Below are 17701 nucleotides of genomic sequence, written 5' to 3' on the forward strand. Positions count from 1 at the left end.
TTCCGCAACCCTCTGTTTGCACCTATTACCACGCAGCGCCTGGCTTCACGGCATTCTGCAAGACCGACTACTGAGTCAGCCATAGCTGATCGCTGCTATTCGGATTGCTGGCTCCGCCGAGTCCAGCAATCGTCGGCGGAAGACTAATGCGCGGACCACTCACCTGATCCGTTCGTTGGACGACTACAATGGCGTTGGAAACGTACCGTTCGGACGCAAAAAAGAGCCAATAAGGAACCGACAGAATCGTGAAGGCGATGACAAGTCGCACGAGCAACTTAAAAATCCTGACTGAAAAGAGCGCGTCCTTGCATCGACCGGAGAGCGTGCGCAATCCGGAAATCACGCCCGACTTCGCGGGCAACAATGACTCATTCATGCGAGAAGATTATCCTTATATGCTTTCAAGCCATCCTGGAGATCGTCGAACCAGTGAGCTTGGCCATTGTTGATCCAGATAGCCGACTTACAGAACTTTTCAAGTGTATGCTCGTCGTGAGAAACCATGACCACGCTTGCCTGGTCTGCCTTAGATCTGAAAGCCTCAGCGGCCTTCTTTCTGAATTTCGCGTCTCCAGCCGCGGTCACTTCGTCAGAGATATACACGTCGAAATTGAAAGCCAAAGACATCGCAAACTGCAGACGCGAGCGCATGCCCGACGAGTAAGTCTGCACGGGTTGATCGAAAGCAGCTCCCAGTTCAGCGAAGTCTTGGATAAAAGCAAGGCGATCGGCAAGTTCATCCTGATGACCGTGAATCCGACACACAAATTTTGCATTTTGCCGCCCGGTTAATGTACCTTCTAACCCGGCTCCCCCCATAGGCCACGAAACCTGGCACCGCCGGTGGACGCGTCCCTTGGTCGGAAAGTCGATTCCACCAATAATCCGCAGCAACGTCGATTTACCGGCGCCATTTCTTCCTATCAAGGCGACACTGCGTCGCGACGGAATTGCGATGTTGACTCCCCTTAGAATCCATCTTCCCGCCCCGCTTTCACCCCAGTAACGTTTGTGAACGTCTTCGACGACTATCATCGCGTCACCAATTTTTTGGAGAATCGCTTATATAACATGAGCCCCAGAAGCAATAGTCCTAACGCCCATGCATAGATATATCCAAGGCTTACGCCTTTGAGTCCGATGTAATTGGGGTAGTAACCCAAACGCATGAGTTCCACCCCGTCGACGACCGGATTTGCAACAGCGATGTACTGGTACGGTTCTGGCACGAACGTCGACAGCGGAACCAACGCCCCTGACATATAGTAAAGCGGGAGATAAAGAATTTTGAAAACGTGGTCGATTTCAGGAACGAATCGCATTGCTACCGAAGTGACCAGACCAAGACCTAGCCCTAACAGCCATAGCGCGGAAACCGCACCCAATAGCAGCAACGGATCTTGCGGAAGCCAGACCGGATTCTGCGTGTTCTGCGTTATACCATGCCCGGACATGACCACCAGCGCCATGATCACGATAGAGATCGGTACCATCAGAAACAGTTCGAGCGTTGCGCGTACGATCGCGACATCGAACGGCTTTACTTGTCGATAAGCGAAAAAGGCCCGGTTCGAATCGACTCCATGCAACACTTGTGTCCACGTGCGGCGCCAAAGCAGGAATCCAATGAAACCGGCCACGATGAACATATTGATCCCCATTCCACCGACTTGGTGAATGTGGAATGTCACGAATCCGAATGCATGCAATGCGATATACATTATCGGTTCGATCAATAACCACAACCACGCAGCGCGCGCTTCGAACAGACGATCAAGCGCTTCGCGCAAGAAAATTGCGCGCCAGACCGAGCACGTGATCTCAAATGGCGTCCGAATCTTGGTCATACGCCGTCACTGAAAATCATGAGTAAAGGTCACCGTCGGATCGGCCACCATTACGACATAAGTGAGGAACTTCCGGAACTCCGCCCCTGGCGAATTCGCGACGTAAATGACGTCGTGATTCTGGATCGGGAAATTCTGCGTGACGAAAAACGCCGCTGGATCGCGCAAATTGATTTCATACACCACTGGAACCTTCCCATTGCTAGCCTTGACCGACGGATCAAGACTGCTCACCAGCGCTGCGTCTTCAAAGCGGAATACGAAAATTCCGCGTGCGTCCGCGCGACCGTCATTCAGACCGCCCGACCGAGCCAGCGCCTGCGCCAGCGATATCCCCTGTGCTTCAAACGGTTCTGTCTCGTCGTTCTGTAAAGATTGCTAGCGGCGGACGACAGCACTAAGTGGAAGCCGGTTGAGGGTCGAGTAATCGTCAACTTTGTCGGGGCTTACGCTGCTTTTATCATCGCCGCTCATATTCCCCGGGTCTGTAGTTAAGCTCAATTGTCCAGCGTAAAATTTCTAGATCCATAGGAATACTTATGTCTCTGAGCGATTTTTGCACTGGCTTTTCGCTTCGATGCCACGACAGGTACGGGGCCCTACCGTCTCTCTTGCCCGTCAATAGGCTTGTCGAACTCTTCGATGCTCAGACCGCGCCGCGAGCAGTGGTATGCAATGCGCTGCCATCGCTCGAGCCATACTTGCTCCAGGACCTCAAATTGACTGAGACGCTCACGCAGGCTTTGAATCGTCTGGTCAAGCTGGTGGAGCTCACCGTAGGTCGATCGCGATCCGGAAGAAGGTCTGCGGGTGGCCAAAGCGCGTTTGGCCGACTGGTAGGCGTTCGCGATGGCCCGATGGCGGCTTAACGCCTGCCGGGTGAAGCCCGAGAACGCCTCGATGCGCTCCCACGTCAGCTTTTTACCGAACTCGCCGTCTTGCCAGCGTTGGATTTTGGCAATGATGCTGGCTGCCTTCAGTTCATTGATTTTTGAGTTGGCACGGATCGACTTACCCATTGCTCCCTCCCTCGATGTAGCGCACCAGATCCGCTTCAGTGAATCCGAGCGTCGTCAATTGGCCCATCAACTGCTCGTACCTTGACTGCAGATGGGTGAACCAGTCCGGCGCCACTAGCCCCTCCTTTGCGCGCTTCCCGGCCGTCTCGAGACTGATCCTGACGACTGCTGCCTGCCTTTTGAGTTCGTCAGCACGCTCGACGTCCGCCTCCCGCCAGACGTAGTCATCGCAGTCGACCGTGCACCGCAGATGATGCGGACACGGCGACATCTGGAAGTCGTGCAGGCACATGCCTGTGCCGACGTCGTGTACGGCGTGTACTCGTGCTAAGACAAACATTTGGGCGCGATCCGCGGGAAGCGCTCTTGCGGTGTCGACTACCGCTCCTTTCATGTGGCCGCCGAAGATCTCTTTCCGCACTTGCGCCGCTTGCTCGACAGGCGTCAAGTGGTGATAGGCCTTCGTATCCGCCGTATGCTTGCGACCGAACCATTTGGTTTGAACAAGCTCGGGCGTGCCGCCTTCGTCCAGCAGATGATTCAGGAAGTGACGGAAGCCATGGGAGCGGATATCGATACACGTGCCGTCACTATTCACCATCTGATGACGCTCGAAGATCGACGCACATCCGGACCGGCCGCTCAGGAAATCGCTGACGTTCTGATAGGTAATTGGTCGCGCCGCGTATGTGAGGGTTGTCTTTCTCCCGCGGTGCATCTGATTGGTGTACACCACACAAAGCGCTTCATGCAACGCGAGCCCAGAGCCCGCCGCGCCCCATATCGCAGGCTTCGTCCAGTGATCCCGGGTCAGCCCCTTCAGCAAATCGGCTCGGTGAACCCGTATTAGTCCCCCTACCCGCCGATACGGAATGTGTCGGGTCTGCAGAAACTGCGCGACGTTTCTGCTCCGCAGACCGAGCACCGAAGGCAACACGGCGCTATCGAACTCGCTGGCGCAAGAACCATTGGCTAGCAACTCACCGGTCTCGTGATAGCGTCGCGCCACACAGCGTGCCGCTTGTGTGGCTGAGTGGAGTTCTTCTAGGACCTCTTCGACGAGTTTCTCCGTCTCCGTCAGCAAAGGCTTGTGCGTCCAATCGACGGTGACATCATCTGCCCGTCCTTTTAGACGCGCGTACCGCAGCGTTTTACTGCCGTCCTTAGCGACCGAAACCGGCCTTTCTGGAAGCGTCAGCGCTTCTCCAACGCGCAAGCCCGTACACGTCATGAGCGTCGCGATCAGCACCAAGATGCGATCGGCACTGGTAGGATCCGTCGGCGGGGCACCCCGCGGAACACATCGGTAGAGCGCACCGATGGCTTGGATGGCCTGTTCATCCGGAAGGCGGCTGCGAACAGCGATGCTCTCACCGTCGATTGGCTTGCGGCCGTCGGAGAGGAAGCGCGGGCGTATTTTTCGGCGGTAACGCCAGTCAAGCCGCTGCCGGCACAAGCCGTTGCGGTCGAGCATGTCGGCAAACTCTTCGATGTATCCGACTACCTTGTATGCCGATGACTCGCGCTCGCGTCCAAAGAGTTCCGCCGCGGCGACATCAAGGTTGTCGGCGCTCAGTTCGCCGATTTCGTATCCTTTATCGGCCAAAGCCTCATGAACGTATCGTGTCGCTCGCACGAACACCATATGGTTCATTGCGGATTGACCGCGCTGACGATGTCGCACGCAGACCAGAGACTTCACCACATCGCCAAACGGACCTTCGAACGCCCGTCCCGCTTCGCCCGGTCGAAAGCTATGCCGCGTGAACAGAAGCCTTTGTACAGGCCTGTCAGCGTTATAGCCACGTGTGCGATGACGGTACGCGTCAGAAACGTCCCAAATCGCGCACTCCCATGCAACGCCCGAGAAGGGCATGTTTTTCTGCGCCTCCGCGATCAGCGCCGCCCGGTTGACCAGCCAGTTCTCGGAAGGCGCCACAATCGCAGAACGCGGTGCTGCCATAGACTTACGTCTTCTGGCGGTTTCCATGGGCATGAGCCTCCACCGTCCGCACCACCTGAGCAACCGCGTAAATCACTTCATCAAGCTGCACGGCGACGCGTGTCCCATACCGTTGAGCACGCACGTCGCGGCCCTCAATCAGGGCATCCAGTACGGCTCCGTGATTCGCTTGTCGATAAGGCTGGAACTTTGCACAGACGTAACAAGAGAACGGAGGATCCAGCGCGCACAGACCGCTTTGACCGCAGGCGCCTATATCCACTGGCGCAATGGCCGCCATATCGCCAACAAAGACGACGCGCTTGTCCGGACGGCCACCGTTAACGGCATGCTCACCGGATCCGACGATCTTGCCCCTGAACAGGTCCATCAGCGGACTGAGCTTCAAAGCTGCCGCACGATCGAGGATACGGGTCATGCGTCTGCCCTTGAGCGCGTAGTAGACGTGAACGTGCCGTGTATCGGAATGGTCGAGCATCGTCGCCAACACGGCTCTCGAAACTCCCAACTCGACCATGGCCGTCGCGAACGTGTAACGGAGTCGACGTCCGCTGATCCAGATCGGACGCAAGGTCCGCGGCGAGATCAGGCCCATGCGTCGTGCGAAGTCGCTTACGTGTTGGCAGAACCTTGTGGATGTCAGGTGATATGCGAACTCACCCATATCCGTGCCTTGATGCCACTTATCTATTTGGTCTCGCATGAAGAGCGGTCTGGGACGATGACCGCAATCGAGCGTTTTGTTGACCTCGATCAATTGCTGCAGCACTTTGAGCAATTCGTCGCTCACCGGCTCTTGCACGAACGCCTGCCGTGCGCCGCAGCCCCGCTTCTTTATTCTAGGAATCGCAAGCACCCACTGAGGCGGTACGTCGAACCCTTGGAGCAAATTGCTCAAATCGGTCTCACGCAGCAAGCAGAAGTTGGCCGGGTTGCGTCCATACGCGAGGCAGAGGGCTACCGCTGCGCGCTGCATGACGTCGACGCGCTTCATTGATGTGTCCTCGTTCAGCGCGCGACGTAAAAGCGTCACCTCAACGTCCCACAGTGGTCCTTGATCTTCGTCTTCTAGGTCCACTGCCAGCCGGGAAGGCGGCACCGGTACCTGAATCTCGTCGAGTTCCCGTGCAAACTGTTCATCGAAGCCTAGGCATGCAAGCATTTCGGCACACCAGACATACCACCTGCGAACGACATAGAAATGCGTGAGTTGTTTGTGTTCACGGAGGACCTGCACTGCATGCTTGATAAGCGCGCTTAACGCGGGTCGCAAAACTCTTGGTTCGTCAATATCTGCCAGACGCTGCCATAAACCGGCCTGCGTCGGAGAGACGATCTCCTGGCTTCTGCCGCTTGCTCCGCTCAGCGCGCTTGCCGTCGACTCCGCAGCAATCGAAACGGTGATGCCCGACTTCTGAGTCAGAAGCATGATCACCCAACGCCGCAGTGCATAGTTCACGATGATGTTGCCGACTGCAAGGCGCGACCAGTCCATTGAAACGTGTTTCGACGCGACGTTGCATCGCCACACGTCACCTTCAAGGCTCACTCGCCTGCCATCACGATCGACTACGCCTTCGGGCAATAAGGGCAGCCCATAGCGCTGCAAGTGCACCCGCATCGCTCGATTCACCTCTTGGTTAGTCACGAGGGGCTTCCTTGCGCCTGTCTAAAGAGCGCGCTTTGATATGCCAGGCTGATTTCGGACGACTCCTTGCGGATCGCGGCCTCAATATACGGTCTGACGGATTCAGCTGAACGCCATCCAAAGAAGTACATCATGTTCCGGGTCACACGCTCATCGTCGAGACCGTTTGCCAGGCCGGTCAAACGGAATTCGGTCGCACAGGTACTGCGCAGTCGATGCGGATGCAAGTGCTCTAACTCGGGATGCAAAGCGCCAACCTGGCTTAGGAGCTCGTTGACGCGGACAAGACTCATCGGGCGGCCACTTCTGCTCAAGAACAGAAACGGCGTGCGGGCTGCCCCGGGTACGCGTCGACGCGATTGGCAGATGTAGTCATTGAGGTATCGCGCTAGAGAACAGTCACACGGTACATGACGTGGCTCGGTCTTTACCTGCGGTTCATTGAGCCGCGGATCGTCTGGATCGTCGGGTGCTCGCGCGATCCGAAGTTGCGGATCGTTCCGCGACAGTAAGCAATCCGAAACACGAAGCTTGAGCAACTCGCCACGCCGCATGCCTAGCGTTCCTAGCAGCAGGACGATCAGATAGTTGCGCTGCCGATACGTCGCTTTCCATGGATTTTCATCAGCATCCGGATGGCAGACTTGCAGAAGTCGGTGCAGTTGTTGATGCGATAACGGTGCTGCATGCTTGGCAGAAGGCCTGCCCGCCTGAGCAAGTGAAGCGAAGCATCGCTGTGTCAGCGCCACTCTCGCCCGGATGTCCGTGATTTCGGGGGCGCCTACTGGCAACGTTGACATCACGCCTTCTAGGTGCCATATGATGCACTTTGCGACGACGTTCAGCCTAAACCCTAACGTACTCGGCGAGACGACAAGCTTGGTTACCTTCCCGGACGTTGGGGCGCTGCGTCGCAACCAGGGGTATAAACGGCTTACGATTTCGTCCTGGCTGAGACCTTGTCCTGAAACGAGTCGTGCCCGTAAAGGGAAGTTTTCGCTCACCGACCATGCCCAGAGCTGGCCGAGAACGTATAACGTCTTGACGAGACTGTTCGCCGAGAGCCGCAACCGCAAGCGCTTGATCAAGTAGACGTTGATCCAGGGAACGGGCTGTCGATCCGCATCCAACAAGATGGGTAGACGTTCGCCTCCTGACTGTCTAACCAGCACAACGTGAAACTGAGCGCCCATGGACGCCTCCCTCACGGATGCGATCTCAACGCAGGCTAAGTTTACGACTTTTTATGGCGATGCCGGTGGGTTTCGTCTCGATGCGCTTCGCGAGTGGACTTCACTGCCATGTACCGCATTAAAAAAGTCCGGGGCCGCGGTGCCCCTTCGTTCAAGGTTGCAGTCTATTGACCTTCGCAACCTAAATAGAAAAAGAAAAACCCCGCACTAAGGCGGGGTCGATCTTTACACTCTCGGTTACGGAACTTCAAAACGGAATCTCGTCGTTCTTGCCCGTCGCGCCGAGCACCGAAAAAGTCAGCGGCTGGAAAAGCGCCGTCACTACGTCGCCCGGCTCAAGCCGCACATTTTGCTTAGGATCTCGAATCACCGAGTCCAACGCCATGGTCGCCGTAGTATCCCTGCGTGACAGCTGGACGGCCATATGGCTAACCGATTGCTTCAGTCCGCCAGCAAAGGCTAGCGCATCCAGCAGACGCTCCCCTTTTGGCGTGAGCGGCATCATGGAACTGGTGTTCACTTCGCCGACGATCGTGACATTCGACGCATTGTTCTTCGTCACTCTGACGAGCACTTGAGGCTGGTTCGCCTTGCCTTTGAGATGGCTGACGATGGTGCCCTCGATCTGCTCCGCCGTGCGTCCTGCAACATTCACGCGGCCGGCAAACGGAATCGTGACAGTGCCATCGGCGGCTACCATTTGGGTCGGCAGCGTGACACTGGTCGAACCGCCCGAGCCAAGTGAGGGCAACGATACCGGCGCCGCCGAACCGAACAGCATCGCGGGCGGCGTTTCCCAGATCGTCACTTCAATCACATCACCGGGACCGATCTCGTAGGTATTCGTCGTCTTACTCGCGAACGTGTTCGAAAAGCGCCCCAGCTGTTTCGCTTTCGCGAGTCCGCGCGCCAGCACATCGTTGACGTCCACCAACTGAATGCCTTCGATGCGTCCAGAGTCGTGCTGCTCGAGTACCTGCTCACGACTCGCTCCTGACGCCGGGATCCAATCCGGAAAGGTTCCACACCCCGACAGACACAAAGTTGCTAGAGCCCAGACCAACGAGACTTTCTTCTTTATCGAGCTTGACATCATGTTCTTCTACTATCTAATCCGCCGATGTGGTCTAAGTGCTCAAAACAAGGACGCCGACTTCCTGCACGCGAACTCACTGATTCGAAAGCGGAGTCCCTCGTCGCGGCAGCCATATCGGCTCGCGCTGGACCTCCGCAACCACGAGAAATAAGTCCCGCACCGTCAGCGATAGCGCGGCAAGAATCAACGACAACGATTCTTTTCCAAGGAGCTTGACATCGAGTTCTTCTTCTGCCGTTATGCCGCAGAACATAAAATGTCCGGAGTGCCGCCATTCATCCAAATGTCGGCGGCATCATTCAATTCGCCACTTTGCGACGCGCCGCGCTCTTGAGATACAGCGATTCCCCGAAACTAATCCTTTCTCGACGACAGCAAGCACTCTAAGGGAGCGCGCTCATGGTCAATTGCGGGAACTGAGGATTTGTTGCACGTCTTTTCGAGCTTTAGAGCATCTCTCGGCGTAGGCGGTTTGGTCGAATTCGACCAGCCGCAATCCCCCTTAGAACGAAAATGGAGCGCAGCAGAACCCCGGGAACGTAACGAACTCTTCGAGCACGCGCACCGCCCAAGCATTTCTTAGCAAGTATTTTTTGCCGAACCGCGCCCCCGCACAGAGCGCGTCATCTCAAAAAACGGACGCCATTATGGCACGCTTTTAAGTGTCTGCTGTGTGATTTGCTGATTGCGCAACACTGCCGGCTTGAGTCGGGAAAAATTTCCTGGGCGGTGCAGAACTTCGAGGGGCAGTACCAAACGCTGAAGCGATGTGTGAACGCGTCCCGTGACTGACTAGGCTCGCCAGATAGAAGCTTGACTTTCCAAGAAGTGGCTTCTCTGTTATCTGGCGTTCGATTCGCTGAAGTCTGAAAGAAACTCCATTGAAGCGGTGAACGCCCCTAGCGATATGCGTCGCTTAGAGCGGAAGAGCCGTTAGGCCAAAAGCGCAAGAAACGTGAATAGTTCAGCGCTGTCGCTCTTAACGGGTAATGGCGACGTCTTAACCATTCTCGCGGCGACGCTCAAGCGCGCTGCGCCGATTCGCAGCTACTCACGCTCGACGAACTCGCAGTTCGTTGCACGCGTCGCCATCGTGATTCTCTCTTCTATGCGCAAAACAGCCATTCCAATGCCCGCCCATATCACTTCGCGCATGCGTTTGATTAACGCGAGCGACAGCGCACTTTCACCATCAATACCGAACGCAGCCGAAAGCGTAACGATCGCCACCTCCTGCACCCCAAGACCCGCGGGCGCGACGAACGCAGCGTTGCGGACCGCCTGCACGAGCGCTTCGACAGCAACCGCGCCGTTAATCGATATGGGATGTCCGAGCAACTGCATCGCTAATTCGATCTCCAACGCGCCAAGAACATAGCCCGCGAATTGCCATGCAAAGGCGCCAAGGCAAAGTCGCGGACGCCGCAGCAATGCGCGCACTTCGCAATCGACGCGCGCCCCATCGATGCGAAAGCCCCGCTTGGCGGCAGGCCCTAACCAACTCCGCGCGATCGATTCGAGCCGTCGAAATGGCGCGCCTTTGTGCGCTAACGCAAACGCGGCAATCCCTATGGGCAGCGAGATCACCAAAGCCCAGCCGATGACGGATGTCAGACTGCTCACCTTGCCGGCGTGCGCGAGCAGCAGCGTGAGTCCGAGCATCGTCAGCGCAAACTGGACGGCTATCGTCACCAGCACTTCGACGACGACCGAGGCGCTTGCCTTGCTCGCGTCCGGAAGATGCCGCATCGCGAGACGAATGCCGACGACTTCTCCCGCTACGCCCGCGACTGGCAGCAGGCGCCCGACCGCTTCGCGCACGACAGCGATCCGCCAAAGAACGCTCAGTCCTATGCGCCCGTCGAGAAGCAATTGCCACGCGCGCGCATCGAGTAACAACGGCAACGCGTGCAGCGGCACGAGCAAGAGCAGCATCGGCCCGGCTTCTCGAATGAGCGACAAGGAACCTGACACGCTCGCGCGCGATGCGAGTGCGGCGAGCAGTGCAAGCACCGCGGGCCAGCGGAGCCACTTGAACAAGGTCAGCAAGGCCGTCACGAGACGAGCCTCGCCTCTTTGCAAGCGCCGGCTGCTGCCGGAAAGACATCGCCGAAACCGCCGCACTTCACGTTCATCGACGCAAGCGCTTGCGCGATGCGCGGCGAGCAGAGCGCGGCGAGTTCGTCCGCATGCCGATAGCCGCGCATCGCCGGCGTGATCGGCAATTCGCCTTCTGTCGCGGGATGGCAATAGAGTTCCAGCACGCCTTGCGGCGCACGCGCGAGCGTCGCGAGCATGGCCGACTCATTCATGCTGCCCGTGGCGGCAAGGCCCGCCACCCAATCGTTATGCGCGATGCCCGCGCGCGCAAGACGTGCCCTTACTAAAGCGATCCATGGCGCGAGCCATAGCGAGCCACTGACGTCGCGTGGCAAACGCATGGCGCGCATACCGAACCTCGGGCCGATATTCACTATGAGGTCAAGCACCGTCGGATGCAGATGAAAATGCTTGTGCGTATTGACGTGATCGAGCGCAAGGCCGGTCCGCGAAAACGCTTCGAATTGCGCCTCGATTTCATGCGCAAGCTGCCGGCGCACATGCGGCAGCATGAAGAAGCGAACGCCGTTGCCGAACATCGTTCCCTCGAAACGGCCTTCGTTATCGGTGAGATGAGGAATCGTTTCACGCGCAAGCGTCGAGAAGCCATCCGTCAGCGTGAGATGCAAGCCCACGCGCAAGCCTGGCAATCGGCGCGCAATATCGACGGCTTCGCTGGCCGCTGGCGCGCTTACCATGAGGCTCGCGCACGTCAGTATTCCGCGTTGATGAGCGAGCGCCACCGCATCGTTCACGCGCGCATGCAATCCGAAGTCGTCGGCCGTAACGATGAGCGCTTGCACCGCGCTACGCCTCGTGCGCGCGCAGGAAGCGGAAGAACTCGACGCCCTCGCGCAAACGGCGCTTCGTCATGTCCCAGCTCGTCAACATTTCCCGCACGATTTCCCAGATCTTCGACGGCCGGAAGTAAAAGCGCTTATAGAACCGTTCCAGCTCGTGATAGATGTCCTCGCGCGAGAGATGCGGATAACCGATCGCCGCGAGTTGCACGCCTTCCTTGCTCACGAGATTGATGACCTTATTCTCTTCGAGCCATCCATTCTGAACCGCCTGCTCATACAGCTTCGTACCCGGATAAGGCGCTGCAAGCGACACCTGAATCGTGTGCGGATTGATGTCCTTCGCGTACTGAATCGTCTTCTCTATCGTGTCCTTCGTCTCTCCGGGCAAGCCGAGAATGAACGTGCCATGCACCTTGATGTCGAGCTCACGGCAATCGCTCGCGAAGCGCCGCGCAATGGCGGTGCTCAGGCCCTTCTTGATGTTGAGGAGGATTTGATCGTCGCCCGATTCATAGCCGACCAGCAAGAGGCGCAAGCCGTTTTCCTTCATGACCTTGAGAGTCGAGTAAGGCACGTTGGCTTTCGCATTGCATGACCATGTGACGCCGAGCTTCCCAAGCCCTCGCGCGATTTCCTCTACGCGCGGTTTGAAGTCGGTGAACGTATCGTCGTCGAACATGATCTCTTTGACTTCGGGCATGTTGTCGCGAATCCATTTCACTTCGGCCAGAACGTTCTCGACCGAACGCACGCGATAGCGATGCCCGCCCACCGTTTGCGGCCATAGACAAAACGTGCAGCGCGAGCGGCAGCCCCGCCCGGTGTAGATGGAAACGTAGGGATAGTTGAGATAACCGATGAAGTAGTTATCGATATTCAGATCCCGTTTGTAGACCGGCGCGACGAACGGAAGCTCGTCCATGTTTTCGAGGATCGGGCGAGCTTCGTTGTGTTCGATGGAACCGTCCGGCAAGCGATAGCTCAGACCGCGGATGCCGGCCATCGGCTTACCTTCGGCAATTTCCTTGCAAGTGAAATCGAATTCCTCGCGGCATACGAAGTCGATGGCTTCGCTCGCGGTCAGAGAATTATGCGGATCGACCGCGACCTTCGCGCCCACCATACCGACGAGCGTGGATGGCGCACGCGCCTTGAGCTGCTCGGCAAAGAGCGCATCCGAGGGAAACGAGGGCGTGCTGGTATGGATGATGACCAGTTCGTATTCCGAAGCAATCGCAAGCGTCGCCTCGACTGACAGGTCGTCGGCTGGCGCATCGAGCACGCGGCTTCCTGGAATCAGCGCGGCCGACTGCGCGAGCCACGTCGGATACCAGAACGACCGTATCTCGCGCTTCGCCTGATAGCGCGAACCGGCACCGCCGTCGAATCCGTCGAAAGAAGGCGCCTGCAGAAAGAGCGTTTTCATCATGAGTGAGCCTCGGCTATCAAAGCGAGTCGTTATCCGATACGGGCGCCTCTGCGCGATAGGCGTCCCGGACATCCCCGATCGGCACGCGCGCGCCGCGCCAGTTCACATTCGAGCCGAACAGTGCGGCGAACCATTGCACGCACATGAGCGCGTCGCGCAATGGAATCAGCGGCAAGTTCCACCAGAAATGCCGCCACGAGCGCGCGCAACGCCAGTGCAATAAAAGTCGCGCGCTCAAGCCGAGCGACGTGCTTGTGTCGACGATCGTATCCGCAATGGATTGAACGAGATCGGCGCCGCTCGTATCGAGACTCACGCCAATGAGCGCGCTCGTCAGAAGCCACGGAGAAGTCAGCGTCAGGCAAAGAAAGAGAAATCCCGCCGGATTCACTGAGCGGATCGTCCTTAGCCAGCGCGTTTCGCGGTGCCACAGCGGAGCGAAGCGGTTCTCGATGACGTCCGTGGTCACGACGATCCCCGACAATACCGTGCGCTTTCCGCACGCCCGGACGCGATCGGCCAGCCAGTAGTCATCCGCAAGGCAATCGCGCAAAGCCTCGAAACCGCCGGCCTGTTCAAGCATTTCTCTGCTAAGCGCAAGTGTCGCCCCAAAACCGAAGCGACCGTAACCGCCCAGATTAGCCACATCGACCGAAGGCGCGAACCATTCGTCGATGAATAAGCCGCCAAGCCGCGACCAGAAGCCGCCAACGCAGCGCGCACGGTAAAGGCACGTCACGAGTCCGATTCTCGCGTCCGCAAGCGGCGCTGTCACGCGCGTCAGATAATCCGGCCCGACTGAAATATCGCTGTCCGCAATGACGAGCCATTCGTGCCTTGCACGTTCGATCAAATTGAGCAGATTGCTGACCTTGAGATTCGTGCCGTGTATTTCCGCATTGACGACCAGTGCGATGTCGCGCTCGGGATAGGCCTGAATGAGCCGCCTTACGACGCTTGCAGCGGCATCGTCCGCGCTAGCGACGCCGAACACAAGTTGATACGAAGGATGTGCTTGCGTGCAAAAGCTCTCGAGATTCCAATAGAGGCGCGGCTCCGCACCGCACAGCGGCTTGAGCACCGACACCGGCATATGAAGAGACGACAGGTTTTCATCGTGCTGAATATCGACAGGCACGCGGCGCATGCCGCGCGCGCCCGCATGCACGAGCGCGGCAATGGCGATATAGCAAGTCGAGGCGCCGCACAGCGCGATGACGAGCCACAGGAACGCGCCAACCGAATGCGCGCTCAAGCGCACCTCGCCGATTGCGCAGACGACTCATTGGTTCTTTGCGTGCAGCGCGGGCGCACGCACTTGATCGGTCGCTCGGACATGGACGGACATCGCAGACGTCAATGCGTCCAGACTGCGGCCATGACGCTTAAGAAAGGCTTAAGGGCCGCGCCGCGAGCGAAAATCGAAACGCAGCGGCTTACCGGCGCCTGGTCAGGCCCGGCATCATCCGCATCAATACGGCGTCACGTATGACGAAGTGGTGAAAGAGCGCGGCTGCCGCATGACACGCCGCCAGCACGATGATGGTCCATCCCACCAGATCGTGCGCTTCGCCGACAGTGTGATGCGCGGCCTTGCTGAATGGCGGAAAAGGCGCGCCGATTGCCAGGCCGAAGAAGCTCATCGATTCATTGCCCGACCAGCGCAGAATGAAACCCAGTACCGCTTCGGCTACGAGCAGCCCGTAGAGAAGATAGTGCACGCCCTTGGCCGCCAACTCCGCCCAGCCAGCGGTTTCAACCGGCGCCTGATGCCCGGGCGACAAACGCCATACGATCCGCACGACGATCACCGCCGCGAGGATCATCCCGAACGACATATGCGCGACGATCATCAAGTGGCGCGTCGGCTTAGGCGCGAAGCCCCACGTCTGCGCGAGAGCGAACTGCGTGAGCACCAGAACAACGGTAAGCCAATGCAAAGCGATAGACAGGCGATCGTAGGTCGTTTTGTCATCGCCGGCGGCGATGCGCGTGGCCGTGTCCGACGCTTTGGAGAAGGTGTCGCGTTGCATGGGTTCCAGTTCCGGATGAGGCTGCTTCTAATCGGCTTCAGAGCCTATACGAAACAAACTGAAGATTCGCTTAAGGCGCAAGTCTTGCATTCGCATATGACATGATGACGTTCCTACATCGTAAGCGACGCGCTTGAACTTCAGGAACGCCGACATGAATCTCAGGTCCTTGCAGTGTTTCGTCATTCTCGCCGAGGAACTGAATTTCAGCCGCGCAGCCGAGCGACTTCATATTGCGCAACCCGCACTGAGCCAGCAAATCCGGCTCCTGGAAGACAGGCTCGGCACGCAGCTCGTCGATCGCGCGAGGCGGCCACTGCGGCTCACCGAAGCGGGTCACTATTTCTGCACGGAGGCGCGGCAGATCCTCGGCTCGCTGGAACAGGCAAGCCTCGGCGCGCAGGAAATCGGCATGGGGCGGCGCGGGTGGCTTTCCATCGGATTCACGCGATCCGCCATGTACAGCATCCTGCCGCCCGCGCTAAAGGCGTTTCATCATGCGTATCCGCAAGTCGAATTGAAGCTCTTCGAAATGCTGACGGAGCAGCAGACCGACGCACTGAACGACATGCGAATCCACGTCGGCATTGGACGCCAGCCGCTTGCCATTCCCGGATGCACGTCGTATCCGCTTTTGCGTGAACATATCGTCGCGGCGCTCGCGCCCGATCACCCTTTAGCGGCGAAGAAGAAAGTAAGCATCGCGGAACTCGCCGATACGCCGCTCATCCTCTATCCCAAACATCCGAATGCGCAGTTCAAGCGCACTGTGCAGTCGCTCTATCGCGATGCGGGCGTGACGCCTTTCATCGCGCATCAGGCCTATGAGATTCAGACCGCTATCGCGCTCGTCGCGGCGGGGCTGGGGGTTACGTTCGTCGGCGAGTCGGTGGCGCGGCACGGACGCACAGACGTCGTCTTTCGTCCGCTCGCGGGGCCGGGCGCATCGCAATGGTCGACGCTTGCCGTCACCTTCCGCACCGATGACGATTCGCCTCATATGCGCGCGTTTCTGCGCTGTCTTCCCGCGCCTCTGAGCGCCTCCGAACTATAAGTCGGGCCTTATAGAACAATAAGCAACTCGTCTTGGACGCGCGCTTCTGCCATTCTTATCATCGTTTCATGCTCGAAGAGGCGTGCGCATTGTGCGCGGCCCATTCGCGCGAGCGGACGGCGTAGGCCGTTTGTAAAGCATGGGCCAGAGAGCCCGCGATCCGACGAAAAAACGTGGAGACGGCATGACCCCTTTCAACGAAGCGGCAACCATGCGAAAGGTGTACGGGCGGCTCATGCCCCTGCTCTTCGCGATGATGTTCTTCAACTACCTCGACCGCATCAACATCGGCTTTGCCGCGCTCGACATGAACAAGGCGCTCGGCTTCAGCCCCGCCGTGTTCGGCTTTGCCGGCAGCATCTTTTTTGTCGGCTACATGGTGCTGGAAGTGCCGAGCAATCTGCTGCTGCATCGTGTGGGTGCGCGGCGCTGGATCGCGCGGATTCTGCTGACATGGGGCGCGGTGGCCGCGGCCACGGCCTTTGTCTTCGACGACAAGAGCTTCTACGTGCTGCGCTTTCTGCTCGGCGTGATGGAAGCGGGCTTCTTGCCGGGCGTCGCGGTTTATCTGACGAAATGGTTCCCGGTGCGATACCGCGCGCGGGCCGTGGGCGGCTACATCATCGCGGGATCGTTTTCGGCGGTGCTGGGCGGCCCGATTTCGACCATGCTCATGACCTACGCGAACGGCGTCCTCGGCTTGCAGGGCTGGCAATGGATGTTCATTCTCGAAGGCATTCCGGCGATGCTGCTGGGCCTCGTCACGCTGCGCATCATGACCGAGCGCCCCGCCGATGCCGACTGGCTCGACGACGACGAAAAGCAATGGCTCGAATCGACGCTCGCAGCCGAGCGCGAAGCCGTTGGCGGCGCGGCGCATTTTCCGCTGCTGCGCGTAGTGGGCGACCTTCGCGTCTGGAGTCTCGCGTGTCTCTTCGGCTGCGCGCTCGTCGGCATCTACGGCCTCTTCCTGTGGCTGCCGCAGATCGTCAAGAGCCTCGGTCATCTCAGCAATATCGAAGTCGGCTTTCTCTCGGCCGCGCCGCCGCTGCTCGGCGTGCTGGGCACGTTCATCATCAGCCGCAGTTCGGACCGCACCGGCGACCGCAAGAAGCATCTCGCGTTCGTCTATGGCATGAGCGCCATCGCCATCGCGGGCAGCGCCTATGCGCCGAATCCCGTCATCGCTTACGTGCTGTTGTGCGTGACCGGCCTCTTCATCTATGCGGGCAATCCGCTCTTCTGGAGCCTTGCGTCCTCGTTCAGAACGGGCGCGGCAGGCGCGGCGACCATTGCGCTCATCAATACGATCGCGCAGTTCGGCGGGCTCGTCGGACCGTGGAGCATCGGGCTCGTGCGCAACGCGACAGGCAACTTCAAGCTCGCATTGCTGACCATCGCGGCGTTTCTCGTCATTGCGACGATCATCGCCCTCGTGATGCGCGTGAAGCCCGCCAACGACGAAGACGCTTCGCTGCCCGCCGCCGATCCTGCCGCGCGGATGTGAACACCG

Annotated in this window: 16 protein-coding genes; 2 read left to right on the forward strand and 14 right to left on the reverse strand. The window is 58.5% G+C overall.

Annotated elements, in window-relative coordinates; translation table 11 throughout:
• Positions 1–67: 67 nt before the first annotated feature.
• From LDZ27_RS19015 to LDZ27_RS19080, 14 genes are all read right to left on the reverse strand, one after another.
• Entirely contained in the window at positions 68–379 is a 312-nt protein-coding gene (locus tag LDZ27_RS19015; RefSeq protein ID WP_244816425.1) for a hypothetical protein, read from the reverse strand.
• Positions 376–1038, reverse strand: a complete 663-nt coding sequence (locus LDZ27_RS19020; RefSeq protein WP_244816426.1) for an ABC transporter ATP-binding protein — start codon at positions 1036–1038, stop codon at positions 376–378. Before LDZ27_RS19020 ends, LDZ27_RS19015 begins: the two co-directional genes overlap by 4 nt.
• The gene (locus LDZ27_RS19025) at positions 1035–1850 is read right to left on the reverse strand and encodes an ABC transporter permease (protein WP_244816427.1); all 816 of its coding nucleotides are present in this window, start codon (positions 1848–1850) and stop codon (positions 1035–1037) included. Before LDZ27_RS19025 ends, LDZ27_RS19020 begins: the two co-directional genes overlap by 4 nt.
• A gap of 6 nt (positions 1851–1856) precedes the next feature.
• Positions 1857–2084 (reverse strand): hypothetical protein, encoded by a 228-nt coding sequence (locus LDZ27_RS19030; protein WP_244816428.1) that lies wholly within the window; start codon positions 2082–2084, stop codon positions 1857–1859.
• Between the two features lie 365 nt (positions 2085–2449).
• On the reverse strand, positions 2450–2869 hold the full coding sequence (locus tag LDZ27_RS19035; protein ID WP_244816429.1) for a hypothetical protein: 420 nt from the start codon (positions 2867–2869) through the stop codon (positions 2450–2452).
• Positions 2862–4859: an integrase gene (locus LDZ27_RS19040; protein ID WP_244816430.1), complete on the reverse strand. Its 1998-nt coding sequence runs from the start codon at positions 4857–4859 to the stop codon at positions 2862–2864. The genes LDZ27_RS19035 and LDZ27_RS19040 overlap by 8 nt, the downstream gene beginning before the upstream one ends.
• Positions 4837–6480 carry a tyrosine-type recombinase/integrase gene (locus LDZ27_RS19045; RefSeq protein ID WP_244816431.1) on the reverse strand — a complete coding sequence of 548 codons (1644 nt, stop codon included), beginning with the start codon at positions 6478–6480 and terminating at the stop codon, positions 4837–4839. Before LDZ27_RS19045 ends, LDZ27_RS19040 begins: the two co-directional genes overlap by 23 nt.
• Positions 6477–7673 carry a site-specific integrase gene (locus LDZ27_RS19050; protein WP_244816432.1) on the reverse strand — a complete coding sequence of 399 codons (1197 nt, stop codon included), beginning with the start codon at positions 7671–7673 and terminating at the stop codon, positions 6477–6479. Before LDZ27_RS19050 ends, LDZ27_RS19045 begins: the two co-directional genes overlap by 4 nt.
• 247 nt (positions 7674–7920) lie before the next feature.
• A complete protein-coding gene (locus tag LDZ27_RS19055) occupies positions 7921–8604 on the reverse strand; it encodes a polysaccharide biosynthesis/export family protein (protein WP_244816433.1) in 684 nt (227 codons plus the stop codon).
• Between the two features lie 1212 nt (positions 8605–9816).
• A complete protein-coding gene (locus LDZ27_RS19060; protein ID WP_244816434.1) occupies positions 9817–10827 on the reverse strand; it encodes a lysylphosphatidylglycerol synthase domain-containing protein in 1011 nt (336 codons plus the stop codon).
• Positions 10824–11672, reverse strand: coding sequence for a hopanoid biosynthesis-associated protein HpnK (gene hpnK / locus LDZ27_RS19065; RefSeq protein ID WP_244816435.1), 849 nt, complete (start codon positions 11670–11672; stop codon positions 10824–10826). The genes LDZ27_RS19060 and hpnK overlap by 4 nt, the downstream gene beginning before the upstream one ends.
• Positions 11673–11676: 4 nt before the next feature.
• Complete coding sequence (hpnJ, locus tag LDZ27_RS19070) at positions 11677–13098, reverse strand: hopanoid biosynthesis associated radical SAM protein HpnJ (protein ID WP_244817263.1); 1422 nt, start codon at positions 13096–13098, stop codon at positions 11677–11679.
• Between the two features lie 19 nt (positions 13099–13117).
• Complete coding sequence (hpnI, locus tag LDZ27_RS19075) at positions 13118–14356, reverse strand: bacteriohopanetetrol glucosamine biosynthesis glycosyltransferase HpnI (protein WP_244816436.1); 1239 nt, start codon at positions 14354–14356, stop codon at positions 13118–13120.
• Between the two features lie 181 nt (positions 14357–14537).
• Positions 14538–15134, reverse strand: a complete 597-nt coding sequence (locus tag LDZ27_RS19080) for a cytochrome b (protein WP_244816437.1) — start codon at positions 15132–15134, stop codon at positions 14538–14540.
• A gap of 154 nt (positions 15135–15288) precedes the next feature.
• On the opposite strand from LDZ27_RS19080, the gene LDZ27_RS19085 reads away from it, so the two are divergent.
• Entirely contained in the window at positions 15289–16188 is a 900-nt protein-coding gene (locus LDZ27_RS19085) for a LysR family transcriptional regulator (RefSeq protein ID WP_244816438.1), read from the forward strand.
• 184 nt (positions 16189–16372) lie between these two features.
• Positions 16373–17695, forward strand: coding sequence for an MFS transporter (locus LDZ27_RS19090; protein WP_244816439.1), 1323 nt, complete (start codon positions 16373–16375; stop codon positions 17693–17695).
• Positions 17696–17701: the final 6 nt, after the last annotated feature.

This window comes from Caballeronia sp. Lep1P3 (assembly GCF_022879595.1).
In the GTDB taxonomy this organism is placed as follows: Bacteria; Pseudomonadota; Gammaproteobacteria; order Burkholderiales; family Burkholderiaceae; genus Caballeronia.